Origin of the sequence: Bacteroides clarus YIT 12056, from assembly GCF_900129655.1 — a bacterium.
GTDB classification, from domain to species: Bacteria; Bacteroidota; Bacteroidia; order Bacteroidales; family Bacteroidaceae; genus Bacteroides; species Bacteroides clarus.
The window spans coordinates 259395-284989 of the sequence record NZ_FQWK01000003.1 but is presented as its reverse complement, the minus strand read 5'-3'; the positions used below and the strand labels follow the sequence as shown (position 1 = coordinate 284989).

Below are 25595 nucleotides of genomic sequence, written 5' to 3'. Positions count from 1 at the left end.
AAGAATATGAGTGCTTATTATGACCTTTTTGAAAAGCCGGATATTGGTCGGACCGGAGAACAACAGCCTCTTTATGCCCGCTTTGTGCCTAAAGGGACAATTGATAAAAAAGAGTTTATAGACCGCGTACATCTTTTCACGGGTATCAGCCGAAGTGTGCTTGAGGGGACAATGGCGGCTTTTATGGACGAGTTACGCGATTGCCTGGCTAACGGTTGGACGGTAGAGTTGGGAGAACTTGGCTATTTTACTCCTTCACTGAGCTGCCAGCGCCGTGCAATGGAGAAAGATAAAGTGCGTGCCGCGTCCGTGGCTCTGCGCGGACTGAATTTTCGTTTGGGAAAGCGGTTCTATGAGGAATTAGGCAGTAAGATGAAGCTTGAACGTAAGCCGCGACCTGTGGTATCGGCTTCCTCGGATACCTTTTTATCTATGGAGCGCCGTTTTCAATTACTGGACGAATACTTACAGCGGAACCCTTGTATCAACCGTGCCCAATATGCCCGCCTGACGGGACGTAGCTACAAACAAGCCATTAACGATTTGAATCTGTTCATAGAAAACGGGGTATTGTTCAGATACGGAATGGGCAGGAATGTGGTGTATGCGGGAAAAAAGTGAAATATTTTTTATTGATTTATATCTTTTTATTTATCAGAGACTTACTTATCCTTATTAATCCTTCTTTATCCTTACTGAAACTTACTGAAACGACAGTTAAAGCACCATGCCGGTTTGCGCCTGTTGTATCTTTGTATCGTGATCACAGAGAAACAGGTTTTGCAAACTGACGAGTGAACAAGGCCGAAAACAAATTTATTAATCATTTAAAATTAAAAGAATTATGGCATTTAATTATGAAGTGAAGAAGAGAGTGTTCGGTTTTGATAAGACAAAAACGGAAAAGTATGTGGCGCAAATGAAGACGCTGGGTATAATACAGTTTGGAGATTTATGCGATGAAGTCACTAAGGTAGGCATGGCTCCGCGTGGTGTGGTGAAGATGGTATTGGATGGGTTGATAGACACATTGAATATAAACATAAACAAGGGCTTTTCTGTGCAGTTAGGTGATTTTGGCTGTTTTCGTCCGGGTATTAACGCGAAAAGTCAGGATAAGCAGGAAGATGTGAAATCGGATACGGTTTATCGCCGAAAGATAATTTTTACTCCGGGGCAGTATTTTAAAGAGATGCTGACACGTGCCAGCGTGACGAGAGCTAATTGGGAAAACTCGGAAACAACTTCGGGAGGCGGTTCTAATCCTGATGCCGGTGGCAATGGAGAAGAGGAAAACCCGCTGGGGTAATATGCTTTCCATCTGTTTAAACTAAGTGGATGTAGATGAGGGAGATATGAACTTTTTTTATAAGGGTTCATATCTTTCCTCTGATTACTTGACTTCGTCTTTCGAATGTTGTATCTTTACATCAATAATAAAAAACGGCACATAATGATAAACCTGCAAAAAACTATGGAAAATGAAAATGACTTTCGTATCAGGACGTATACGAAAAAAGAATTAGCATGTTTGTATTGCCCCAATGCTACGGCACGCTGCGCCATTCGTACACTGACACGCTGGATTAAACGCAATCGCGAATTGTATGCGGAACTGCTTCTTACGGGATATCATGTAAGAGTACGGACTTTTATGCCGAGACAAGTCGGGATTATCGTTCACTATTTGGATGAGCCTTAATTAACGGGCTGCTTTTAAGTTCATAAAAAACGGAAAGCTTTAATAGCTTTCATTTGTATTTCTCCCGCTCTTTTTGTTCCTTTGCCCTTGTCAATTTAAAAAACGAATCAATGAAAACCGTTGTTTATATAGTGACTTGTGTGGTAGCGTTGTCAGTCGTTTCCTGTACATCCCGGCAGAAGGGCGGAGACGATGTGCAGGTATTGATGCAGGACAGCACCGTGACTTCCGCTCCACAGCGCATGCAGGTTTCCGATACCAAAGTGACCATTACTTATAAAGGTAAGGAGTATCGCTCGTCTGTGGTGCGCCGTCCGGATGACAGCCTGCCCATTGTGAAGAATGAACAAGGCGAGAAGTTCGTTGATAACAGCATTACCTTGCGCATCACCTGTGGCGGTAAGCAGATTGTAGACAGGGTGTTTACGAAAGAGAGTTTCGCCTCGCTGGTGGATGCCGGATTTATGAAGTACGCTATTCTGGAAGGGTTGGTTTATGATAAAACTACCCCTCAGGGAATTATGTATGCTGCCAGCATCTGCTATCCGCAAACAGACCTCTACGTGCCTCTCCGACTGACGGTTTCCGCCGACGGTAAAATCTCGATGGCGAAAGAAGAACTGTTGGAAGATGTGTACGAGGAAGATACTGTTTCCAATTGATGTTCGGGTAATTCCAGAATGATTCCAGATTTGTGAGGTTCCTTTGCTGACATGAAAATCCTGATTGTAGAAGATGAGCAAGATTTGCGGGAAACCATTCGCGCTTCGCTCCTGAAAGAGAAGTTTGTCGTAGAAACGGCTGCCGATTATTTTTCGGCATTGGATAAGATAAACGACTATGATTACGACTGCATCCTGCTGGACATTATGCTGCCGGGTGGAAGCGGTCTGGATTTGTTGCGTGAGTTAAAGCGCTTGCGCCGTACGGACAGTGTGCTTATCATCTCCGCCAAAGATTCGCTGGATGATAAGGTGGACGGTCTGGAACTCGGAGCCGATGATTATCTGACGAAACCTTTCCACTTGGCAGAGTTGAATGCCCGCATAAAGTCTTTGATCCGCCGCCGTCAGACGCAGGGTGATGTGACGGTCACCGTAGGTAATTTGCTGCTCTACCCTGACAAACGGCAGGCGGAAGTGGACGGTGCGCCTTTGCAACTGAACCGTAAGGAGTTCGATTTACTGTATTACTTTGTGGTGAATCCCAATCGGGTTATTAATAAAATGAGCCTTGCGGAGTCGGTATGGGGTGATAATATAGACCAGGTCGATTCTTTGGATTTCATTTACTCGCAAGTAAAGAACCTGCGCAAGAAATTGAAGCAGGCCGGCGCTTCCGTGGAACTGAAAGCCGTCTATGGCTTTGGTTATAAACTGTCCGAGTTATGAAACTGGTATATTACACATATCGCAAAATCTCCTTATTGCTATTCGTCCTGATGACTGTATGGGGTGTATTGTTTTATTATGCCATTATCGATGAGGTTGTTGACGAAACGGATGATACGCTGGAAAATTATGCCGGGATATTAATGGAACATGCGCTTCATGACCCCTCTGTTCTTGAAACGGAAGGCTCTCTGATGTCTTTCTATAAATTCCTTCCTATCTCCGAAGAAGAGGGACGCCATTATCGGGAAGTCTTCTATGATTCTACCGTCTATATCGAACTTGAGGATGAGGACGAGCCGGTACGTGTGATGCGCACGGCTTTTCGTATGCCCGACGGACAGTTTTATGAGCTTACCCTGATGATTTCCATCTTGGAACGCGACGATATGGTAGAGGCGATGCTCTGGTATCTGGGAGCATTGTTCCTGCTTTTCCTGATTTGTACCTCTGTCGGTATTCAGCTGGTGCTGAAAGGAGTGTTCCGCCCGTTGCATAAACTACTGGACTGGTTGCATGGCATCCAGCCCGGAAAGGAAGTTCCGGTGTTGGAGAATCCTACGAAAATACGTGAGTTCCGCCAGCTGAGTGAGGCGGCGGTAGATATGGGAAACCGTAGTTATAAAGCCTATGAGGAGCAGAAGCAGTTTATAGAAAACGCTTCGCATGAGTTGCAGACACCGCTTGCCATTGTACGTGGCAAAGTGGAATTACTGGCGGAAAGCGATAGTCTGACAGAACAACAGATGAAGGAACTGGATGAAATCTACGCCACTTTGGGGCGTGCGGTGAAACTGAATAAGTCTTTGTTGCTGCTTTCCCGCATAGAGAACGGACAGTACACGGAGTCGGAAGATGTATCGGTAGACGAGATACTGGATAATCTTCTGCCTGATTTGATGGATATATACGAGCACAAGCAGGTACGCTTGCTGCGTAAGCAGGGAGAACATCCTTTTATTATCCGCTGTAATCATTCGTTGGCGCAGATTTTGGTCTCCAATCTGGTGAAGAACGCATTGCTTCATAATGAAGAGGAGGGAGAGTTGCAGATACTTACCACTCCGGTTTCATTGACAATAAAGAATACGGGCGATACTCCTTTGGATGGTGAAAAGCTGTTCCGCCGTTTCTATCACAGCGTTGACGGAAAGAAAGAATCCACCGGATTAGGGCTTGCCATAGCCCGTTCTATCGCTCGGATTTCCGCTTTGAATCTCACATACGAATGGCAGGACGGGATGCATTGCTTCCTGCTTGTTAAAGAAAATAAAAATAACCGTTAACGCCTGTTATTCCCAAATCTTTCCTATTTCTCTGTCGTTATTTGCAGTGTGAATGATACGAAACGAATTAGTAACATTAAAAAATAACGATTATGAAGAAAGTATTGTCTATTCTTGTATTGGCTCTTATAGCCGTTCAGTTTGCATTTGCCGGCGATGTCATTACACGCGATGCCAAGCAGCTGCCTTTGACCGCCCGTAACTTTATCAACCAGTATTTCACCAAGCCGCAAATCTCACATATTAAGATTGAGACCGGCATGCTGGGCTCTAAAAAGTATGAGGTACTGTTGACCGACCGTACCGAGATTGATTTTGACAGTAACGGTAACTGGACCGAAGTCGACTGTAAGAAAGCTGCCGTACCCGAAGCATTGATTCCGGTATCTGTGCGAGAATACGTAAAAACAAACTTTCCGCAGGAGATGATCACCAAGATTGAACGCGGACGGAGCGGGGTGGAAGTTAAACTCGCCAATGATTACTCCTTGAAATTCAATAGTAAAGGTAAGTTTGTCAGCATGGACGATTGATTGTAACATGGAATGTATCACTTTAATTTTGATGGCATAATATGAAAATGAAGTTTCAACTATTGGCGATGATGTTCATTGCTGCATTGGCTTTCAGCGCGTGCGGCGATGATGACAAGAACGATGGCATAACCGTTCCGGATGCGGTTTCTAAAGCTTTAAAGAATAAATATCCCGCTGCTACCGATATTGAGTGGGAGCGGAAAGGTGATTATTTCGTGGCCGACTGCTGGATGGACGGTAAAGAAATGGATGTGTGGTATGATACTCAGGCCGTTTGGCGATTGACCGAGGTTGATATCCTTTGGGGGAGTTTGCCCCCTACGGTACAGACTGCTTTTGAGAGTGGGGAATATGCTAACTGGAAGCGGGAAGACATCGATATGCTCGAATACCCCGTACAGCCCGTTCAATACGTTATCGAGGTAGAAAAAGGTAATCTGGAATATCAGTTATTCTATGCTGAGGACGGCGCTTTATTGCAACAGCGTGATGTCAGTGGCGATAAAGACGATACGCACTGGCCGATAGATAAAAAAGTGGCGGAGTGAGCCACTTTTTTTTACATCGGTTTATAATCTTTAGCCAGACCGCCCTCGCTTGTTTCTTTGTAAAGTGACGGCAAGTCATTTCCGGTTTCTTTCATAACCTCTACTACCTTGTCGAAAGATACGCGGTGCATACCGTCGGTGAAAGAGGAGTAGAGATTGGCATCCAAAGCGCGTGCGGCGGCATAGGCATTGCGCTCTATACACGGAATTTGCACCAATCCGCATACGGGGTCGCAGGTCATTCCCAAGTGATGCTCCAAGCCCATTTCTGCGGCATATTCTATTTGTGCGGGGCTACCGCCAAACAACTGATTGGCTGCTGCCGAGGCCATTGCGCAGGCTACGCCGACTTCTCCCTGACATCCTACTTCCGCACCCGAAATGGAAGCGTTGGTCTTTACTATATTTCCTACCAATCCGGCTGTGGCAAGGGCGCGTAGGATACGTGTGTCGCTAAACTCACGGCTCTTGGCCAGATGATAAAGCACGGCAGGCATCACGCCGCACGAACCGCATGTGGGAGCAGTAACAATCACACCGCCCGAAGCGTTCTCCTCACTCACTGCCAATGCGTAGGCGAATACCAGTCCGCGTGATTGCAGAGACTGTTTATATCCGCTGGCACGTATGTAATAGGTTGAGGCTTTGCGTCGTAAGTTCAGCGGACCGGGGAGTACTCCTTCCTGTTCCAAACCCCGTTTTACGGCATTCTGCATGGTTTTCCACACTTCTTGCAGATAGTCCCATATATCGCTGTCTTCACATTCCTTGACATATTCCCAATAACTTTTCCCTGTGCGTTCGCACCATTGCAGAATTTCCGTCATGCTGTTCATGGAGTACACATCGGGGGTGTTAACCGAGGACGCTCCGTCGCTCTCTTCCGCCAAAGCGCCGCCGCCGATGCTGAACACTACCCATTGGTCGGTTTCTTTTCCCTCTTTGTCTACCGAAACGAACTTCATTCCGTTCGGGTGGAAAGGAAGGAAAATCTTAGGTTCCCAAATAATCTCTACCGGCGCTACCGGTTGCAGCACTTCGGTAATGGCGATATTGGTCATGTGGCCTTTGCCTGTTGCCGCCAGACTGCCGTATAGCGTTACTTTGAATGCCGTTGCTTCCGGATGTCTTTCCAGAAATATTTCGGCGGCTTTGCGGGGGCCCATTGTATGGCTGCTTGAAGGGCCTGTACCGATGCGATAGAGTTCTTTGATTGATTTCATGTTGGCAATTAGTTATCGGGTAATTAGTATTTATTTGATTTCTATTTCTCAATTTCTATTTCACAATTCTCAATTCTCAATTAACTCAAGTCTACCACCGTAATTCCCGCCCCGCCGAACTGGATGTGTTCGTCGGCGAAATGGCTTACGCCGGGTACGGTTTGCAGATACTGACGGATAAGAGTACGCAGAATGCCCGTACCTGTTCCATGAAGAATCCGTATGCGGGACATTCCTACCAATATGGCATCGTCTATAAAATAGGTCACTGCCTGCAAGGCCTCATCTCCACGCATGCCGCGTACATCTATGTCTTGTTTGAAGTTCAACTTCTTTTCGTACATGCTGTCTTGGGTTTGCGAACTGATGTAAGTACTTTTGGTAGAAACATCCGCTTGCTTGGGCTGCGCGTTTGTTCGTTCCAGTCTGTCCAGCTTGACGGTGGTTTTGATGCTGCCGAATGCAACGACGGCGTTCTTGCCGTTTATCTCCAGCACTTCGCCTACCGAAGTTTGCCCTTTTATCTTGACATTGCTTCCGGGTACGATTGCCGCGAGGCGTTCGGCCTCTTTCCGCGCCTGTTGTTCTGCCAATGCTTGTGCGGACAGTGCGTTTTCCTGGCCTCTATTGGCTTTCTTCTCTTTCTTCCGGTTCTGTTTTTCTTTCAGTTTTTCTATTTTACGGGCAATCTTTTCTTCCTGTTCTTTGGCGGCAAGAGCTTCCATCGATTCGCGGAAGTCACTTAATTCCTGACGTACCTGACGTGTCTTTTCCTTTTCGGCTTGCACCTCTTTAATGGTACGGATGGTATTTTCAATGCGGGCGTTGGCTTCCTGCATCAGTTGTTCCGCTTCTTCTTTGGCTTTCCGTAGAATCTCCTTGCGTGATTTCTGCAATTCCTCTATCTCCGCCTGATAGCGGGCGATGGTTTCTTCCATATGCTTTTCGCGTTGCCGGATGGTCTGGCGCTTGCCTTCCCAGTATCGTTTGTCACGTACGATATCTTGCAGATACTTGTCGGCATTGATGTACTCGCTGCCTACAATCTCCGAGGCATCGGCAATTACATCTTCCGGCAATCCGATTTTACGGGCTATCTCTACGGCGAACGAACTGCCCGGATTGCCTATCTGGAGTTGGAATAAAGCCTGCATCAAATGGCGGTCGTATAGCATGGCGCCATTCACCACCCCTTCGTGGTCTTCGGCAAAATGCTTCAGATTCTGGTAGTGCGTGGTGATAACGCCGAATGTCTGCTTTTGGTTGAAACGTTTCAGAACGGCCTCGGCTATCGCTCCGCCAATCTGGGGTTCCGTACCGCCGCCAAACTCATCGATAAGGATAAGGCTGCGTTCGTTACAGCTCTTCATCATTATCTTCATGTTCGTAAGATGCGAAGAGTAGGTGCTCAGGTCGTCTTCGATAGACTGTTCGTCACCGATGTCAATGAATATATTGCTGAATATACCGGCGTGACTGCGTTCATGCATCGGGATGAGCAGGCCGCATTGTAACATGTATTGAAGCAGTCCTACGGTTTTCAGGCAGACTGACTTTCCACCGGCATTCGGGCCGGAGATGATGAGGATACGTTGTTTTTCGTTCAACTCTATATCCAGCGGTACTACTTTCTTTCCATGTTTGGCAAGGGAGAGTTGCAACAGCGGGTGTACTGCCATTGTCCAGTCTAACACCTGCTTATTCTCAAAAGCCGGTTTCAACCCGGTGATTTGTTCGGAGAATAATGCTTTGGCACGGATAAAGTCGATTTCGGCGAGAAATTCGTACGATAGCAACACATCGGGGATGGACGGACGCAACAGGTTGGAAAACTCCATAAGGATGCGGATAATCTCCCGTCGTTCGTCACCCTCGAGTTCGCGGATGCGGTTGTTGGCTTCCACTACTTCAGCGGGTTCGATGAACACGGTTTTACCACTGGCGGATTCATCGTGTACGATACCTTTTATTTTTCGCTTCAAGGCGGGTACTACCGGAATCACCAGTCGTCCGTCGCGCATGGTGGGGGCTACGTCTTTATCTACGACACCTTCCGACTGGGCATTGCGTAAGATGCTGTTAAGTGAACGTGAGATGCTTCCCATCGTACTTGCCAGTTCGCGGCGGATGCGTGCCAGTTCTGCCGATGCGTTATCTTTTATTTTTCCGTAAGGTGAAAGAATACCGTTTATTTTTCCGATAAGTTGGGGAAATACCGTTATATCTCCCGCCAGTCGTTTCAGACAAGGGTAGGGGGATGTGCTTTCCTCTTCGTCCTCGCTTTTTTGCAGGAAACGTACAATATCGCGTATCGTTTCCAGGGAACGGCGCAGGTCGAAAAGTTCCTGTTCATCCAAGTACATGCCTTCCACCCGTATTCGTTTCAGGGACGGACGTACATCAAAAAAATATTGTGCCGGGAAATTATCTTCTTCTTGGAGTATACGTACGAATTCTGTAACCTGATCCAGACGCTCTTCCACTTCACTAAAGCGGTCGGAGAATGCCATGTCTGTCACTCGTTCTTCGCCAAGCGTACTGAGACATTTTTCTTTCAGCAGTTGGCGTATCTGGTCGAAGCCTATCTTCTGTTCAAAGTTCTGTGGGTATATCATGGATGCAAAAGTACAATTATTTCGTGAAAAAATAAGAAGTATGTTTGCAGAATTAAAAATGATTTGTACCTTTGCACCGCTTTAAGAGAGAAGCATTTCTGAAAAGGAAGTTTTGGAGAGGTGGCAGAGTGGTCGATTGCGGCGGTCTTGAAAACCGTTGTGCTGCGAGGCACCCGGGGTTCGAATCCCTGTCTCTCCGCAATAAACACTGAAAATCAGTAAGTTGTAAAACAAACACCCAATTTTACACCCAAGAATGTAAAATTGGGTGTTTTTGTATTATTTAAGATGAAATGCATCTTTACTCAGAAAAAAGTGTCTGAATAAAACAAAGCCAACTAAAAGAACAATCAAGTTATGCTCTTTTAGTTGGCTTTTATATCAGTTTAATTGCCTAACTGCAGCAATGTATCAATCCAATATGTGTTCCGGAATGGATGTAGTACTTAATACTCCTGTAATTTGATAATTTGTATTGGGAGCAGTCAGCTTCATAGTAAAGTCTACTGGTGCAGGGCTTTTTGTATGGGCGTTATCAAAAAGTTCCTCCCATTTCACACCCAAAAATGCTTGAATAACACTGAATATCTGATTATTACCCATTATTTGAAAGTCGTAAGATGTTGTCGTGTCATTGTTGTCAGTAACGTTTTCTTCTCCATCGGTTTGGAATGTTAAACGCAATCCGGGTATGTCGTGCAGTTGTTCTTTCGAATCGGGGGTGATGAAGAACTCGTAACTGCCTTTCATTGTTGGTCGGTCATATAATGTCCCATGGAGATTGTCTCTAGCGAAGATATAGGACTCTTTTGCAGGATTGTTTATGAAAAATAGAGTTGTGTTGGCTTTTAATAGAGGATGATTACTTTCGGCTATCATGTATGACAAATAGCAATCTGTCACTTTCACTTCAACGGTTTCCACATCCTTGGTAATATTGTCGGTAATGGTCAGTGTTGTACTTCCCTTCTGCATACCATACAAATTGATGTGTCCTTTTCTGTCATCCTCCTTATCGTTGTATTTTGAGTAAATGGCATTCAATATATTTTCATCCTCTATTGCCAAACTAATATCGCCACTACCGTTTATTATAGGAATAGAAGTAGCATTGCGCTCCAATCGTACTTCATAGTATCTTTTCTCAAGACTGAACGGAGCAAATGTTTCATTTTCATTATTATCATCGCTGCAAGCCATAGCAAGCAGACACATGATAAAAAGAATCGGGTTGATAAGTTTATTCATCATGGTTATGTGTTATTGTTTCTTTATCGTAAATTCCAGCTTCTGAAGTCCTTTCTTATAGACATTGGCAAGGATGAGGGCGTAACGGAGTTCTTCGCCCGGCTTCATGGATTGGGTGATATGGGCAAACTCACTTTCAGGAATGACCTCCTTGAACATCGGACCGGATGATTCGTTGCGCACCAGCCGTATTTCATCCGTAAGCGGTGACAATACAAATGAATAGATTGCCATATAGGGTATTTTATTGAATTTTAGCCAATTCGGATCTGCCTTATCAAGAATACACTTTAACCAAATGCGGGCATTATCATAAGACGGAAGGCTGTGACCGTCGGCATAGGAAATTTCTCCATTCTCATTGACAATGATTTCCTTTTCTATGGCATATTTGTTAAAGGGGCACATATCATAGTACTCAATGTCTTCCTCTGAATTGATTTCTTTATCTACAGGTATCTCCGGCTTTGTGACAATACGGTCTTGAAGGATTCTCAACAGCGAATAGGTACGGTCTGGAGCATCCATGGGAGTATTAGCGAGAATGGTTCTCTCCACCGAAAGGTAATATTCACGTCCTCTTTCGTATGTAAACCATTTAATACTATTAAAGCCAAGTGGCTCCCATACTCCGGGATTGTCTTCAGACATAACAAGCATACACTCTACAGGAGTATCACTGCCCCATGGTATGTACGTACCTGTTTCGGCAGAAACGGACATCTTGATTTCATTGACAACATCTTTTGGCTCATCATCGCTGCAACCCACTGCAAGGAAGGCAGTGATTAAAAAGAATGGAATAATAAACTTATTCATATTCGTATAATTCCCTATTGGCTCTATTAGGCTATTAATTTTATATTGAAAAAACGTGAGCCAACTATGCCACGTCTAAGTGAAGGTCGTAGGAAACCTCTGATACAGATGTAACAATAGCAGCCCACGCTATATGCGTGAGAACCACTATGCTATCTCTTGTATCAGTTTGAAAGTTTCCTACGTTTTCACCTACAAGATAAACATAACGCTTCTTCTTTTTCTTATGTCATGGAGAGGGTTAGCCCAATCCGAATACAAAATTAGTTATTTTATTGATGTTTTGCGATATAGAGAACAGAATTTATAACCTAAATCCTCTATTTTTTCTTGGCTCTTCTGTTTTTCGCAATCCTTCCTGTAGCTTCTCCCATTGTTCCCTGAACCATTCGCCTATCGGCTGTCTGTTTATGGTAAGTATCAGTTTGCTATCATCGGTTGGATTCTTTTCCACCTTGAAAATATCATTCTTGATTTCAAATCTTCGCCTATGCTCTTCAGAATAAATCCTACCATTGCACCTAATAGCTTCCTTTTTTGTCAAAAGACTGTTTATCATATCTTTGGTAAATCCGATGGCATAACATAGTCTTTCCATCCTCAACATTTCTTTGAGTAATGGAAACCAGTTGAACGCTTTTTCAAGAATGGTATTCAATCGTGATATTTCCTTGTCTTTGGTTTCAAGCTCTTGATTATGTATTCCTTGTAGGTTACGAATCTGCTTGCCGTGCTGTTCCTGCATTTGTTGCATCTTGGCTTTTAATTCATCAATACCCTTGTCACGCTTGGCAATTTCATGACGTAAATTCTCATTGGTTTGTTCCAAATCTTTCAATTTTCCGCTTCCGAAAAGAGAACCGACACCGCTTGCTATGGCTGTGGCTGCATCGGTAGCTGCGCTTTTGAGTTTGTCGGTGCGTATTTCCGATTTTACCTGTTTGAGTTCTTGCTCAGCAAGAGTTACTTGCTGCTTCTTGTGCCTTTGGGTTTCCTCTATACGTTGCAGTTCGGCTTTCTGTTTCTTTATGATGAAATCGTTACGTTCCAGATGTTCCTTGCCTGTTTCGGTTTTAGATTGTCCTCGTTCCATCAGGAGAATGTCAGAAGCCAAACTCTGCATTTCGGTCATATCTTCGTCATTGAGTTTACAGCTCTTTCCTGTATCGTGGTTCATCCAATCGAAAACGATATGAGCGTGATAATTCGGCTTGAACCACTTTCCATCAATTTGGAAACTCTCCCTATCTTCGGCTTCGGGTTGTCCGCTCAGCCAATGTCCTTCATCTTTGTGCAGGAAGATTTGCAGCGGAGTAATACCCCAGCGTTGTTTGCACTCCTCGCCAAATTTATGCACATCTGCCAATGTGGTGTCCGCTCTGATGAGCAACACCCCCTCACGGATAGGTGAACACCCTGCCACCTTGATGATTTTTCCGTTCTTGCCTTTGCGTTCACGTTCTTTCTCCTGCATGACACGTCCGGTCTTTTCCTTGACCATCCGTTTGATGTTGTCGTAATGTGTCCGCAATTCGGTAGTGCCGAAGTCAGGATTTACCCACTGCTCGTTATCGGTGGAAAGTTTGGAAACGACATAGATTCTGGACTCTCCGATGTTGCGCATGTACTCGGCAGTCCTTCGGTTGTGTGCCTCGCTCGATACGATGTTGCAAGGCTTGATATGTATGCTTGATTTTGTTGCCATAGTTTTTTGTTTATATTAGATTACTTTGTTCGCTTCCGCAGTGGGGTTCTTAGGGGTGCAACCCATAAGCGGTGATTGCAAAGAGAGGGTCACTCTTTGCTCGGGGTTCTCAGGGGTGAACGCCCTGAGTGGGTTATTAGGGCAAAGCCCTAATCCCCTCGGGAGAGCCCACAACTACGGAAGCGGAGCGTGTAGTTATAGTGGGCTATAACCGGAAGCCGTTCTTCTTCTCCGGTGATTGGCTGCGCACCCCTTTGGCGGATTGGACTTGCCTTTTTCTTTCAACCTGTTTCTGTAAGTATTCGTTCAAGTCCTTGCATCCGCTGTACGTCTGTGAAGCATCACGGATGTATCTGTCTCTGTCGTATTCCTTGCGGATTTGTTGGAGGGCTTCCATGCCTGCATGGTCGTTGTCAAAAAAGCAGTGGATGCGTTCGTAGTTGCCCAACGGATAGAGAGCCTTGTTCACATTCGATACGGAATTCAATACGATGTAGTCCTGTCCGTCCAGCTCCGGATAATTCGGGCAGCTTTCCTGTCTCAATGTCAGAAAGGAGAGATAGTCCATGAACCCCTCGAACACATAACAGGTATTCCTCGCTTTCCCAGACTGTCTGATGTGGGAGATTTCCTTTGGAGCGATGCAGCCCTTGAAATAGCGGTTGCGGATTTCATATCCTCCCGATATATTGGGAAAGGCGATTGCAAAGTACCGCTTGCCGTTGTGGGTGAAACGTGCTTCGCTACATTCTCTTTTCGCCAGTTCTATGTTAATTCCTCTACCTTGCAAGTAGGCAAACAGGGCAGGAGATGACAACGGAACAATCTCCAACTGTTGGAAGCTCGGCTCGGAAGAGCTTTGCTTGCCAAAAGAGAAAGATACCGGGCGCACATACGGTGTCTGTTTCGCTATCCGTTTCAAGATGTAAGGTACATGGTCAGTAGCGTACAAGTGTGCAGCCAGTTCAATGATGCCGCCACCTTTACCCAAACCGAAGTCATACCATTGTTCACGTTCGGTATTCACTTTGAACGATGCTTCAGTCTCTTCCCGAAACGGAGATTTGTACCAAAGGTTTATTCCCTGTTGTTTTACTGGTGAATAACCCAAACTGTGCAGATAATCCGCTATCTTGATTTGCTTGGCTGTCTGTATATCCATAAAATGATTGTTTTAGTAGTTGATGAATTGATTTGTTTTTCTTTTCGCCCGTACCTTTTTAGGAAGTACGGTCTATAATCACTTCACTAAATTCTCGTATATATAGGATACGGTAATAAAGTGAAGTGATTTGATCCCATTTCAGAATCACTTCACTATATTCCTAATATATACACCCCGAGAATAAAGTGAAGTGATTGCAGGAAAATGGGCTAATTGTATATACAGGGCTAATAGTGGAAGTTGGGCATGAAGGTGTATTTCCTGCCGTTCTCCTGCACTATCATCCGCTTGTTGCGGAGCATGGTGATGAGCGATACCGCCTTTTTATGGTTCAGTTTTACACCCACAGACATATAGGTCTTGATTAAAGCATCTTCCAGTTCCTTGTAACCATATTCCTCTTTCAGACCGAATGCGGCTTCCAACGCGATGCGGTGCTGCTGCTCGGTGATATGCCTGTAAGGGTCGAACTTCTCTTCTTCGGGTCTTCCCGGTTTCTTTGTTTCGGGTTTGTAACCCTCTATAAGTTCGGGAAGGGCTTTGTCGTTGATGCGGAACGCAAAAGGCTCAAAGTCCATTGCTCGTATGTGAATGGCTGAAACATGGCTGATGTCACCGTTGCCCTTGTCCTTTTCTACCAGTAATACGGTTTCCGCCTTGTTGTTCAATTCCGTACCAATGTGCCCTCTTGCGTTCTCATCCCCCTTGTTCTGATGCAGTATCGTATGGATGTGTATCTGCCTGTCGTCCGTCCACTGCATCAGCTTGGATATGATGCGTGTGGATTCACCGGGGCTGTTGATGTCGTACACCATATCACGGATGCCGTCTATGATTACAAGACCAATGTCGGGAGTGTTGTAGATAGCCTGTTCTACAATCCTGATACGTTGCTCAGGCGTGTATTTTCTCAAAGCGAGGAATTCAAGGTTTTCATTGTCCCTGTCATCTGGCAAGCCGGCCATCCGCAAAATGCGTGTCATGACTTTCAGGCAATGGTAAGGGCTTTGCTCTGTATCAACATAAAGCACTTTCCGCTTATCTTCCGGCAGTTCTGCCACATATCGCAACACTGTGCCGTTCTTCAATGCGGCGGCTACGATAGCCGATACATTGAATGTCTTTTTACTTTTGGCTTTGCCGATGGATGCGCTGAAATTGCCCAATGTCCCAATGACAGAACCATGTACTTTGAGGATTTCAGGTGCTTTCTCATAACTTTTCGACAGGCTCAAACGTGAGGCTTGCCAAAGGATAATGGCTTCTTCTGCCGATATGTCCTTAGTCTCTTTAATATAGTCCATAGCCATGCCTCCCGTTATTTTCGTCCTCCTGTTTTCTTCCCGGCCAGTTCAAGGGCAAGCTCCACATCTACGATAATCTTGCGTCCTATCTGGGTGATTGCCTTGTCAATCTTTCCGCTTTTCTTGATGCGGTTGGCGGTGGGCAGGCTGCACCCGAACAGTTTGGCAATGCCCAGTATTCCGTACACATACTTCCTTTCTGTGTCCGTAACGGGCTGTGGCTGCATTTCCGTTTGACCGGAAGCGTGCTTGCTTAAGAATATGAACTCTTCGCCTGTCATCTGCCAGACGGGTTTTGATAATAACTCTTGAAGATTTGTCATCGTCCAATCTATTTAGTCGTTTAACAATCAGCCCTGCGCACTGGCTGTTATTTCTGTTCTCGAACGATGCAAAATTAGGTAGGTTTGTAAGTGGTAAGGATGTGGTTAGTGTAAATGGAATATTTTATTATTTCTTTGAATATCAGACAATAAAAATACCACTCAAAAATTAATTTGAGTGGTAAAAGTGGTTATTTCGTAATATGTCAGGGTATATCACGGATTATCGGAATATTGCGTCCATTTCTTTGGCGAACTTCTGGTTGCTGTCACTTGGGAAATCGGAAACAGGTTCCTTGTATTTTGACTTGTAATAGTTCTCTTCAATATCCAGCATTTTGAGGATATTCTTTTTCCAATTCTCCCTGTCTAGTTTGGGCAGTTGTTCACCCATCAGGAATATCAGGTAGCAGACACGTATTTTCTCTCTCGTTTTTATTTTCAGCTTGCATTTGCCGGGGTGCAGATTCATACAAGCATAGAAATCATATTCGGAAATATTCTCGAATTGTTCTCCTACGCAGGTCGTGTAAACGTGCGAAAGCAACTCCATGTCGAAATATTCGTGTTGTTCCTCTTTGGGTGCTTCTTCTTGCATATCGGGTTCGCTTGGCTTGGTTAGCTCTTCCGGTTTATCTTTAGCTACGGGAATATATTTTGCTAATATTTCCATAAAATGGAAACTCAATTTATAAATATCTCCGCAGCAGTTCTCTATATATTGGAAAGCCTCTTTTCTTGCTTGCTTTTGCAATTCGTAAAGCTTGTCCAGTTCTTCTTTTTCTTTCTCATATTCAGCCTTGCAGCGTTCATATTCCTTTTCGGCTTGCTTTTCTTCTTCTGCCGTATGTTCCCTGTAATCAATAGAATCATATCTGTTATATGCCTCGTTCAAAGGCTTGTTTAGTTTTTGTGTAACCTCCAGTTGTTCCTCTATATCAATATTATATCTATCAGCGAAATGGTAGCACACACGAGAAATTATCTCATCATCAAGCAATGGATATTTTTCGTAAAGCATCATGTTTTTCTCTATCTCGGCTCTTAGACTGTCGAGAATCAGAGTGTACTGTTCTTTCTGCTTGTCAAGTACCAATTCAAGGATAGCGGCTTCAAAAGCTTTTGTGTCATTGTATTGCTTGTAGAAGTTCGTGATGAATTTCTGCTTGTCAAAAGAAAAAGTATGGCTTACAATAAAGTCACTGTATATTCGGTTGAGTTCACCGTATTGGGGAATCATAATCAGTATTTCTCCTGCCATATATCTTGGATTTATGGATTTTTGTCTTTATCAAGAAAGGAAGCCAGTTCTTCTTCCACTTCTTCTATACTTGGCAGAGCCGATTTTAAGTTTTCAGGTATAGCCTTGCTCAGTTGGTAATCGCTGATGCCTATCGGCTGGTCATAGCCTGTCAATGCGTATTGTGCTACAACTTCGTCTTTTCCCTTGCACAGCAACAACCCGATAGTCTTGTTGTCGTTCTCTCCCCTCAGTTTATCATCCACCACATTGATGTAGAAGTTCAGTTGCCCTGCATACTCCGGTTTGAATGGGGTAGCCTTTAATTCTACCACGATATATGCGTGCAGTGGAATAGAATATAGTATCAGGTCTGCATAGAAATCGCTGTTTCCGACTTGGAAATGTTTCTGTCGTGCAACGAAAGCAAAACCATTGCCCATTTCCAGCAAGTAACAGGTAACGTGCTTAACCAACTGTTCTTCTATGTCCCTTTCGTCTGCTTTCTCTTTAGTTCCAGCCAAATCAAAGATGTACGGGTCTTTCAACAGGTAATTGGCGAGGTCGCTTTGTGGAGCCGGAAGTGTGGTCGTGAAATTGTTTACCTTGTTGTTGCTGATTTGTCGGCTATACAAATCACTGTCAATTTGCATTTTCAATACATTGCTGCTCCATCCCATTTCCACAGACTGCTTCATGTACCAGTAGCTTAGACCTAAAGGTAGCGAACTGTCAAGTATAGTCATTTGGCTTGTCCAGTTTATTTTGGCTATAGGAGAGGTCAAGAAAACTTCTTCTATTTCCCTGATTCCCATCCTGTAAATGGCAGACACGGTTTTTCCCACATCTTCAAATTGCGCAGGAACTTCCTGCGTAATTGCTAATGATTGACAATCAATCGATTGTATTTGCGCAGTAAGTTCCTGCGTAAATTGCTTGTCATTCAGTTTTAATACTTCATTGGTCACACTCTGTATGGTTGGGACAGACAGGCTTGCATCTGTTTCTATGAAACTTTGCAACGCTCTTAAAGGATATGCTTTTGCAAACTGGCACATATAGGTAAGGTTACGTTCCGAATAGCCTTTCTTTTCAGGGTAATGCAGTCGGATAGCCTTTGCCAACTGCTTGATGATTTTGCTTCCCCATCCGTGCAGCTGCTGGTGATAAAGGATGTAATTGCCTATCTTCCAGTAATGGAACAGCATTTGTGCATTGGCTGCAACAATCAGCCTTACTTGTGCCTGTTCTATTTCCGAACCGACCGCTTGTATGAATGCATCAAAATTCGTTTTCTCTATGTTGGATTCCTTGTTGCTCATATTGTGATGATAATTTCTACAAATATAGTCATTGGTAACTATCTATGAAACTGTTTGATACTTTTATAGTTGATTAAACTTGTTCATGGCATTTGCCTTAATATCATCCGCTATGTCAATGTAGGGTTTCATAGCTTTGTAGTCGCTGTGTCCCGTCCATTTCATGACCACCTGTGCCGGGATTCCGAGAGCCAGCGCATTGCAGATGAATGTCCTTCTTCCTGCATGGGTACTGAGCAAAGCGTATTTGGGTGTGACTTCATCAATACGTTCATTTCCCTTGTAGTAGGTTTCCCGTACAGGCTCGTTGATTTCTGCCAGTTCGCCCAGCTCTTTCAGGTAATCGTTCATCTTCTGGTTGCTGATGACGGGCAGAGCCATGTAATTCTCGAAATGGATGTCCTTGTATTTGTCCAGTATGGCTTTGCTGTATTTGTTCAGTTCAATCGTCAGGCTGTCGGCAGTCTTGACTGTGGTTATTTCGATGTGGTCGGACTTCACATCGCTTCTTTTCAGATTGCGAACATCCGAATACCGCAAACTCGTAAAGCAGCAGAACAGGAAAACATCACGCACACGTTCCAGGTATTGCTTATCCTTGGGTATCTGGTAGTCTTTCAGCTTGTTCAGTTCATCCCAAGTCAGGAAGATTACTTTTTTCGAGGTGGTTTTCAGTTTCGGTTTGAACGTATCGTATGCAATGTTCTGATGATGTCCTTTCTTGAAGCTCCAGCGCAGGAACCATTTGAGGAATCCCATTTGCTTGCCGATGGTGCTGTTTCTCATATCCTTGGTGTCACGCAGGAAGTTGACGTATTCGTTCAATCCAAACTCGTTGAAATAGTTGAACGTTGCATCCTCCTTGAACTCTTTGAGGTGGTTCCTCACTGCTGCAAATTTTTCATAGGTGGATGCCGTCCAGTTATTCTGGTTACCGCACTCTTTTACAAACTCATCGAACACCTCCCAAAAGCTGACAGGGGCTTCTTCCGGCTGTTCTTCGCTGGTGTCTTTCATTCTCATGTTGAAAGCTTCCTTCAACTGTTGGGTCGTTGGCATGACCTCCTGCACCTCAAATTCCTTGAAAATATTCTGGATTTCGGCATAGTATTTCAGCAAGTCCGTATTGATTTCGGCTGCACTTTGCTTTAGCTTGTTGGTACATCCGTTCTTTACCCGCTGCTTATCTGCATCCCATTTGGCTACGTCAATCCGGTAGCCCGTTGTAAACTCGATGCGTTGGCTGGCAAAGATGACACGCATACGGATGGGTACGTTCTCTACGATTGGCACACCGTTCTTTTTCCGGCTCTCCAATGCAAAAATGATGTTGCGCTTGATATTCATAATTGGGTGCGTTTGAAATTCTACACCCAAATATACACCCAATTATTGAGATAGCAAAAGACATTTAGAAACATTTACTTTTACTCTATATTGTAATTTACACTTGATTATCAGTCGTTTGCAGTTTTATGATATTCTGTGAAAGTATAAGTTCGAGAGCCTGTCTCTCCGCTGAAATAGAATATGAATTAAAGGAAAGTCCTGTAAATTAATAATTTACGGGACTTTTTATTTTTGGGTAAATGGCAAAAAACGTAAAGAGGTACACCTATTTTGCCGAATGATGCATTGTTTGTCGGTGCCGATGGTAATATCGGCAGATTGCTAACCGCTTGTTCTTGCTTTGAATACAGGAGTGGTTTTCTGTACTTCAGATTCAAATCCAAACCAATAACCGCATTTTGTATTTTCGTCTTGTGGAAGAAAGCAAAGCCTGAGGCTGTCTTTATAATCTCCATATATCACTTCCCACCTCTCCGGTGGAACTTGATGTTTGGTCTTTACCTTTTCTGCAGGAGCTTTCTTTAATGACATGCCGGCTTCTATCCAGGCAATGCTAGCCTGCATTTGATATTCAGGATAAGCCAACTTACAATATTCATAAAGTATAAGCCCGCGTTTTTCCAAGCTCATGGGTTGGTCTATAAGATTTATCTGTATCAGATGTTCAAGGAACCTCTGCAAGAAAGTTCTGTCATTTAAGATTAACTCCCGGGTTAGTGCCTGCCAGGCGGGAGTGTTGTAAAAAACGTCTAACAGGCGGGATAGCTGGCGGGCTGTCTGCAGTTCGCCTACGCTGATTTCGTTTGTTTCTAAAACTTCGTAGGGTGGGAAAGGGGAATAGCGTATTCCGAGTTCCTCTGCCCGGCGGCGCATTTCCGTACCGGGAAGCAGTTTGAGTGATTCTAATTGTATCTCTCCCGCATTGTACCGGGCCAGGGTATATACATCTTCGAATATTTCATTGAGATGATAGAGGGGAAGTCCGGCTATAAGATCGGCATGCGTTTCCATATTCGGAAGCGAACAGAGAAATTTCAGCCCTGCCAAAGCATCGGATAATTTACCCATGCGGCGGCTTTGTTCAAGTACAGGTTCACGCAAGCTTTGAATCCCGGCTTCAAGGTGGAGCAGTCCTTGCGGTAACAGTTTTAACTCTTCTTTTAATTCCTCGGAGAGAAGCGCCGGATGTATCTCTAAATGAAAACGTATGTCGGGATATTCTAAAAACAGTTGGAGCAGTTCTTTTGCACGACGTGCATTGTAATTGAATGTACGGTCGAGTACGCGTACATTTTTAATACCATGCTCATGGATGATTAGGAGCCGTTGGCGGATGCTGTCAATAGAGAGAGTGCGAATCGGTTTCTCGCCGCCGCTGACGCAAAAGGCGCATGTGTTGAAACATCCGCGCGTAGTTTCAAGTTGTACAAACGGCTTGCTCCAATTGAAGAAACGGCTTTTTTCGGGTGGGATAAGTCCGGAAAAGTTTAAGACACGGGCTATTCCATTGTCTTTATATTGTTTATCGGCATCCAGATAACACAGACCGGAAATATCCTTCCACTGTTCCGGATGATTCCAGCAGGCCAGCCACTGCGGAAACGCCTCTTCGCCTTCTCCTCTGAATACACAGTTTACAAAAGGGTTCTTACGCAGAAAGAATTCATTATCTCCAAGAAACTCCGGACCGCCTAATATAAGACAGGTTTCGGGCAGTAAAGCTTTCAGCCTTGATACGATATGCAGTAATTGTTCGTGGTTGAAAAGCCAGGTGGTTGCGGCAAGAATGTCGGGCTTGTGCCGATAAGCTTCGTCCACAACGGTCCCTGTGTTTTCGTTAATTGTGGCGGAAACGATAGCCCATTCAATCGAGGAATCATCCGCTATTTGTGCATGCAGTGCGGGAAGCGCCAATGAGGAATGGGCGTAAGAACTATTTAAGTCTATCCAGAGAATTTTCATATTTGATTTAGTTTCATCCTTGCAAAGATAGGTGATTTTACTGTTAGGATAAATAAAAAAGTATATATTTGCGGACTATTAATGAATCCGGATAGGCTCAGAAACTATGAAAAATTTCCTTTATATCTGCTTTTTATTCTTGGTGGACAATGTTTTCCTGATGGCTCAGGAGAAAGAAAATAATGAGCAATCTTCACCTTATACAGAGCAGTATATCACGGATATATATATGACTGAACCCGACCGTGCATTGCTATTGCTGGATGAAGCCGAAGAAAAGCGGGCAATGCTGCCTGCCCGGATAAACGACCTGCGGAGCATGGTCTACCGTAATAAGTACCAGTGCAAATTGGCTTTTCGTTATGCAAGACGGGCTTATGTACAGGATTCCGTGGCGAATAATACCCCCGAACATCTACTAAAGATGACGATTGAGTTGGCGGACTTGGCAAGTTTGTTGAGCGAATATGAAGTAAGTAATCGGTATGTCGTTGAGGGCATTCGGTTGGCCAGGAATATGAATGATGAACAGGCGGAAGCTAAATTGCTATTCTGTATGGGAGAGAACAAACGCCGTTTGTCTTTTAAGAAAGAGGCGTATGAAACATTCGATGAAGCTATCCGGCTCTTGAGCGATGCTGACGATGCGTACGGTTTGCGTATGCTTTCTTACTTTTGCGGGGTTAAAATGAGCTTTCTGATAGATGATGATTTGATAGATGATGCCTTGGCGGTAGGCTTGTATCGTCAGGAGTTACTGGATAAAATGGAAAGGACGGAAGGCATGCAGGAAGCTTATCTGGATTTGCAGAAATCATATTTATATTCAAAGTTGGCTTATCTGTATTATCGTTCGGGCGATAAGAAAAAGGCGGAGAAGTGCTTTGCAAAATATAAATCCACACAAGCCGCTTCAACTCCCGAAGGTAAATATAATGCTACTCCCTATCTGCTTGTCACAGGACAGTATCGGGAGATACTGGATAATTGCCGTGACTTGAAAGAGCTTTTCAGGGAACAGGATACCATCAATTATCAGTACCGTGGTATTTTGTCCAAAGAAATAATGGCTTATACCGGTTTGGGAGAGTACAAGCAGGCCGCTGAGTTAAGCGCCCTTTTTATTGCTGTGACTGACAGTATACATCAGCGTGAAAAGACGAATGCCGCATTGGAGCTTGACACCTTATACGATGTCGATGAGAAAGAAGCGCATATTGTGGAGCAGGCTTCCCAATTAAGAATAAGGACTGTCTCTTTGATTTTTATCTGTATCTTGGTGCTGCTGGCTTTGTTTTTCCTATGGAAAGTGTGGTTGCAGAATCGGAATATCAAGGATAAGAACAGGGCATTGATGAAGTATATCAATGAGGAACTTTCCGCGCAGAAGAAGAAACAGCAGTCATCGGGAGATACCGAGCCGCTTCTTCCACATCATGAACTGGATACGGAATCTTCCGATGCCGGCCAGGAGTATGAAATCAATAAACTGGTCTTTCAGAAATTGGATTCTCTGATAAGGAAAGATGAGCTTTATCTTTCCGCCGATTTGTCAAGAGAAGATTTGGTGAGAATGGCGCACATGAATAATACCCGTTTTGCCAAAATGATAAAAGAAAATACGGGAACCAATCTGAATGGCTATATCAATGAGCTGCGTTTGAATCATGCCATACAGTTGTTGAAAGAGCATCCCGAGTATACTTTACGCGCCATAGCAGAGGCTTCCGGCATTAATAGCATGCCGACTTTTCACAATCTGTTTAAGAGTAAAACGGGTATGACGCCTTCTGAATTTAAAAAGGTTCAAATGGAGATGGAATAATAAACCGTTGTTATACAGTATTGTAGGACTTTACTTTATAAACTTTAGGACAATTTTTTATAGTAGGGGTTATTGAAGTAGGATACTTCATAGGGAAATGCTTTCCTTTGCGGTGCAAAACAAGTATTGGATAATCTTTTGTCTAATGCCATGAAATGTACAAGCAAAGGATATAATAGATATATCTTATGAAATAAATAAACAGGAGTTGAAATTGAGTGTAACTGACACAGGGTGTGGAATACCTAAAGATAAACTTTCTACGATCTTTGACCGATTTGAAAAGCTCGACTCTTTTGCACAGGGGACTGGTTTGGGGTTATCGATATGCAAGTCTATTGTAGAGAGTATGGGTGGAATCATAGGCGTTGATTCTGAAATCGGTGTAGGAAGCAAGTCTTGGGTACATCTGCCCTGTTGTCCGCAACTTATTGAGGGATGCCGAAAGGTGTCCTAAGTTCTGTTTATTCTGGGGTCCCGTAAGTCGTTGAGATTTGCGGGACTTTTTTTATTCTTTATAGTATGGAAGCAGAATAGCGAGAGGGATAAAAATCATTGTGGTATTTGAGTAAATCCGTCCCGCAGAATAAAAAAAAACGTCTTGCGGGACGGATTAATTCATCTCGTGAGATGGGTTGGTTTGTTTCATGGGACGGATTAATTTGTTCCGTGAGAGAAAAAAGAAAATCCTTAATAATCTATGGATTATTAAGGATTTCTTTGGGTGACTGAAGGGACTCGAACCCTCGACATTCAGAACCACAATCTGACGCTCTAACCAACTGAACTACAGTCACCATGTTGTTGCATTTCTTAAATGCGGTGCAAAGATAGGGATAATCTTTGATATTACAAATATTTCGATGAATATTTTCAATAAAAAACAGCTATTTGTTATTCTCATAAATTCCTATATTGTGCCGGGATAGGAGCTTTCGGGAGTTTTTCATAAAGATATTCAAGCGGTTACGGGCTGATTTCGGTAAGCTGTCCACCGGTGCATGGGAGGGATATAAAATGTAATTTTTTTCTCCGGTGAGAGCAGGGCGGCCGGTCCACACTAAGGTGTATCCACACCGGACGACACGGGCGAACGGAAAAGAAAGGGCAAAAGGTTCGAGCGACGGTGAATAGCTTAAATTGTTTTGCAATGGATGGATGGGCTCGGGGAGAGGATATTTCTCAAGTTGCAGCGTAAAAATGAGGCCGCCGTCTGTATTGGCAGCGCTCATGTTGGAAATGAAGTTTCCTAAGGAATAGACGATGACATGTTGTTGATTGCCGTTCGTGCGTAATTCCATAGGCTGGATTACGTGCGGATGCGAACCGATGATATGGGTTACTCCCTGTTCCAGTAACCAGCCGGCAAGTTCGCGTTGCTCGCGGTTGGGGAGTGATTGATATTCTTCTCCCCAATGCATACAGGCTATAATGGCGTCCGGGCGTACGGCCCGGGCGCTATGGATGTCCTTTAGAATTGTTTCTTTGTCGATGTAATTGACGATGTTGGGTGCAGATGGCTTGATTCCATTGGTGCCGTAAGTATAGTTGAGTATGGCTATACAGAAACCTTTTTTCCGGATGAAAAGAGGATAGCGTTGTTTACGTTCGGCGGCGTTCCGGTAAGTGCCTGCATAGGGTATGGAAAGGGAGTCGATTTGTGTGATGGTTCGTTCCAGTCCTGTCTTGCCGCGATCCAGACAATGATTGTTTGCTGTGAGAAGAACATCAAATCCGGCATCCTTGATAGCTTGCAGATATTCGTCGGGCGCACTGAAAGCGGGATAGCCTCGATAGGGTTTTCCACCGAGAGTTACTTCGAGATTGCCTATCGCAATATCGGCACGAGAGATTTCTTCTTTTACGAGAGAGAAATAAGAGGAGTAATCATATGTTCCGTCGGAAGTACGGGCGGCATCTATTTGCGCCCGGTGTTGCATTAAGTCTCCTACAAATAATAGCGTAATCCTTTCTTGTGAGGAAAGGGCTACGCTATATAGTAGAAAGATAAGGGCGATGAGCGTTTTCATC

22 protein-coding genes, 2 tRNA genes and 1 pseudogene are annotated in these 25595 nt (G+C 44.2%); 11 read left to right on the top strand and 14 right to left on the bottom strand.

Annotation, left to right across the window (positions count from 1 at the left end; genetic code table 11):
- Nucleotides 1-6: 6 nt before the first annotated feature.
- From BUB52_RS05880 to BUB52_RS05845, 8 genes are all read left to right on the top strand, one after another.
- Nucleotides 7-621 (top strand): HU family DNA-binding protein, encoded by a 615-nt coding sequence (locus BUB52_RS05880; RefSeq protein WP_009121528.1) that lies wholly within the window; start codon nucleotides 7-9, stop codon nucleotides 619-621.
- A 223-nt stretch (nucleotides 622-844) separates the two neighbouring features.
- On the top strand, nucleotides 845-1309 hold the full coding sequence (locus BUB52_RS05875) for an HU family DNA-binding protein (RefSeq protein WP_009121530.1): 465 nt from the start codon (nucleotides 845-847) through the stop codon (nucleotides 1307-1309).
- 165 nt (nucleotides 1310-1474) lie between these two features.
- Nucleotides 1475-1702, top strand: a complete 228-nt coding sequence (locus BUB52_RS05870; protein WP_039950587.1) for a DUF4248 domain-containing protein — start codon at nucleotides 1475-1477, stop codon at nucleotides 1700-1702.
- A gap of 110 nt (nucleotides 1703-1812) precedes the next feature.
- The gene (locus BUB52_RS05865) at nucleotides 1813-2364 is read left to right on the top strand and encodes a DUF4738 domain-containing protein (protein WP_009121532.1); all 552 of its coding nucleotides are present in this window, start codon (nucleotides 1813-1815) and stop codon (nucleotides 2362-2364) included.
- 51 nt (nucleotides 2365-2415) lie between these two features.
- Nucleotides 2416-3093: a response regulator transcription factor gene (locus BUB52_RS05860; RefSeq protein WP_009121533.1), complete on the top strand. Its 678-nt coding sequence runs from the start codon at nucleotides 2416-2418 to the stop codon at nucleotides 3091-3093.
- Nucleotides 3090-4379 carry a sensor histidine kinase gene (locus tag BUB52_RS05855; protein WP_009121534.1) on the top strand — a complete coding sequence of 430 codons (1290 nt, stop codon included), beginning with the start codon at nucleotides 3090-3092 and terminating at the stop codon, nucleotides 4377-4379. Before BUB52_RS05860 ends, BUB52_RS05855 begins: the two co-directional genes overlap by 4 nt.
- A 92-nt stretch (nucleotides 4380-4471) precedes the next feature.
- Nucleotides 4472-4912 carry a PepSY-like domain-containing protein gene (locus tag BUB52_RS05850; RefSeq protein WP_009121535.1) on the top strand — a complete coding sequence of 147 codons (441 nt, stop codon included), beginning with the start codon at nucleotides 4472-4474 and terminating at the stop codon, nucleotides 4910-4912.
- 41 nt (nucleotides 4913-4953) lie between these two features.
- Nucleotides 4954-5463 carry a PepSY-like domain-containing protein gene (locus tag BUB52_RS05845; RefSeq protein WP_009121536.1) on the top strand — a complete coding sequence of 170 codons (510 nt, stop codon included), beginning with the start codon at nucleotides 4954-4956 and terminating at the stop codon, nucleotides 5461-5463.
- Nucleotides 5464-5474: 11 nt separating this feature from the next.
- Here BUB52_RS05845 and BUB52_RS05840 read toward each other — a convergent pair whose 3' ends face one another.
- Both BUB52_RS05840 and BUB52_RS05835 read right to left on the bottom strand, forming a co-directional pair.
- Nucleotides 5475-6686: an L-serine ammonia-lyase gene (locus BUB52_RS05840; RefSeq protein WP_022217940.1), complete on the bottom strand. Its 1212-nt coding sequence runs from the start codon at nucleotides 6684-6686 to the stop codon at nucleotides 5475-5477.
- 80 nt (nucleotides 6687-6766) lie between these two features.
- A complete protein-coding gene (locus BUB52_RS05835; protein ID WP_009121538.1) occupies nucleotides 6767-9301 on the bottom strand; it encodes an endonuclease MutS2 in 2535 nt (844 codons plus the stop codon).
- A 114-nt stretch (nucleotides 9302-9415) separates the two neighbouring features.
- On the opposite strand from BUB52_RS05835, the gene BUB52_RS05830 reads away from it, so the two are divergent.
- Nucleotides 9416-9500 (top strand) — tRNA-Ser (locus BUB52_RS05830).
- A gap of 212 nt (nucleotides 9501-9712) precedes the next feature.
- Here BUB52_RS05830 and BUB52_RS05825 read toward each other — a convergent pair.
- From BUB52_RS05825 to BUB52_RS05775, 10 genes are all read right to left on the bottom strand, one after another.
- A complete protein-coding gene (locus BUB52_RS05825) occupies nucleotides 9713-10552 on the bottom strand; it encodes a hypothetical protein (protein ID WP_009121539.1) in 840 nt (279 codons plus the stop codon).
- Nucleotides 10553-10561: 9 nt separating this feature from the next.
- Complete coding sequence (locus BUB52_RS05820; RefSeq protein ID WP_009121540.1) at nucleotides 10562-11368, bottom strand: DUF4377 domain-containing protein; 807 nt, start codon at nucleotides 11366-11368, stop codon at nucleotides 10562-10564.
- 304 nt (nucleotides 11369-11672) lie between these two features.
- Nucleotides 11673-13073 carry a coiled-coil domain-containing protein gene (locus BUB52_RS05810; RefSeq protein WP_009121541.1) on the bottom strand — a complete coding sequence of 467 codons (1401 nt, stop codon included), beginning with the start codon at nucleotides 13071-13073 and terminating at the stop codon, nucleotides 11673-11675.
- 205 nt (nucleotides 13074-13278) lie between these two features.
- Entirely contained in the window at nucleotides 13279-14235 is a 957-nt protein-coding gene (locus BUB52_RS05805) for a toprim domain-containing protein (protein ID WP_009121542.1), read from the bottom strand.
- Between the two features lie 230 nt (nucleotides 14236-14465).
- Nucleotides 14466-15542, bottom strand: a complete 1077-nt coding sequence (locus BUB52_RS05800) for an AAA family ATPase (protein WP_039950589.1) — start codon at nucleotides 15540-15542, stop codon at nucleotides 14466-14468.
- A 14-nt stretch (nucleotides 15543-15556) separates the two neighbouring features.
- Entirely contained in the window at nucleotides 15557-15865 is a 309-nt protein-coding gene (locus tag BUB52_RS05795) for a DUF3853 family protein (RefSeq protein ID WP_009121544.1), read from the bottom strand.
- 223 nt (nucleotides 15866-16088) lie between these two features.
- Nucleotides 16089-17126, bottom strand: a complete 1038-nt coding sequence (locus tag BUB52_RS05790) for a hypothetical protein (protein WP_009121545.1) — start codon at nucleotides 17124-17126, stop codon at nucleotides 16089-16091.
- A gap of 11 nt (nucleotides 17127-17137) precedes the next feature.
- Nucleotides 17138-18427 carry a PDDEXK nuclease domain-containing protein gene (locus BUB52_RS05785; protein WP_009121546.1) on the bottom strand — a complete coding sequence of 430 codons (1290 nt, stop codon included), beginning with the start codon at nucleotides 18425-18427 and terminating at the stop codon, nucleotides 17138-17140.
- Between the two features lie 63 nt (nucleotides 18428-18490).
- A complete protein-coding gene (locus BUB52_RS05780; protein ID WP_004308773.1) occupies nucleotides 18491-19774 on the bottom strand; it encodes a site-specific integrase in 1284 nt (427 codons plus the stop codon).
- Nucleotides 19775-20098: 324 nt separating this feature from the next.
- Entirely contained in the window at nucleotides 20099-21739 is a 1641-nt protein-coding gene (locus BUB52_RS05775; protein ID WP_009121547.1) for a B12-binding domain-containing radical SAM protein, read from the bottom strand.
- Between the two features lie 106 nt (nucleotides 21740-21845).
- Between BUB52_RS05775 and BUB52_RS05770 the strand changes: the two genes are divergently transcribed.
- Both BUB52_RS05770 and BUB52_RS05765 read left to right on the top strand, forming a co-directional pair.
- Nucleotides 21846-23564, top strand: a complete 1719-nt coding sequence (locus BUB52_RS05770) for a helix-turn-helix domain-containing protein (RefSeq protein WP_009121548.1) — start codon at nucleotides 21846-21848, stop codon at nucleotides 23562-23564.
- Nucleotides 23565-23684: 120 nt separating this feature from the next.
- A pseudogene (locus BUB52_RS05765) lies at nucleotides 23685-24021 on the top strand (ATP-binding protein); the annotation flags it as partial.
- 266 nt (nucleotides 24022-24287) lie between these two features.
- On the opposite strand, the gene BUB52_RS05760 reads toward BUB52_RS05765, so the two are convergent.
- Nucleotides 24288-24361: transfer RNA gene (locus BUB52_RS05760), tRNA-His, on the bottom strand.
- A gap of 90 nt (nucleotides 24362-24451) precedes the next feature.
- Nucleotides 24452-25594 (bottom strand): CapA family protein, encoded by a 1143-nt coding sequence (locus BUB52_RS05755; RefSeq protein ID WP_039950592.1) that lies wholly within the window; start codon nucleotides 25592-25594, stop codon nucleotides 24452-24454.
- Nucleotide 25595: the final 1 nt, after the last annotated feature.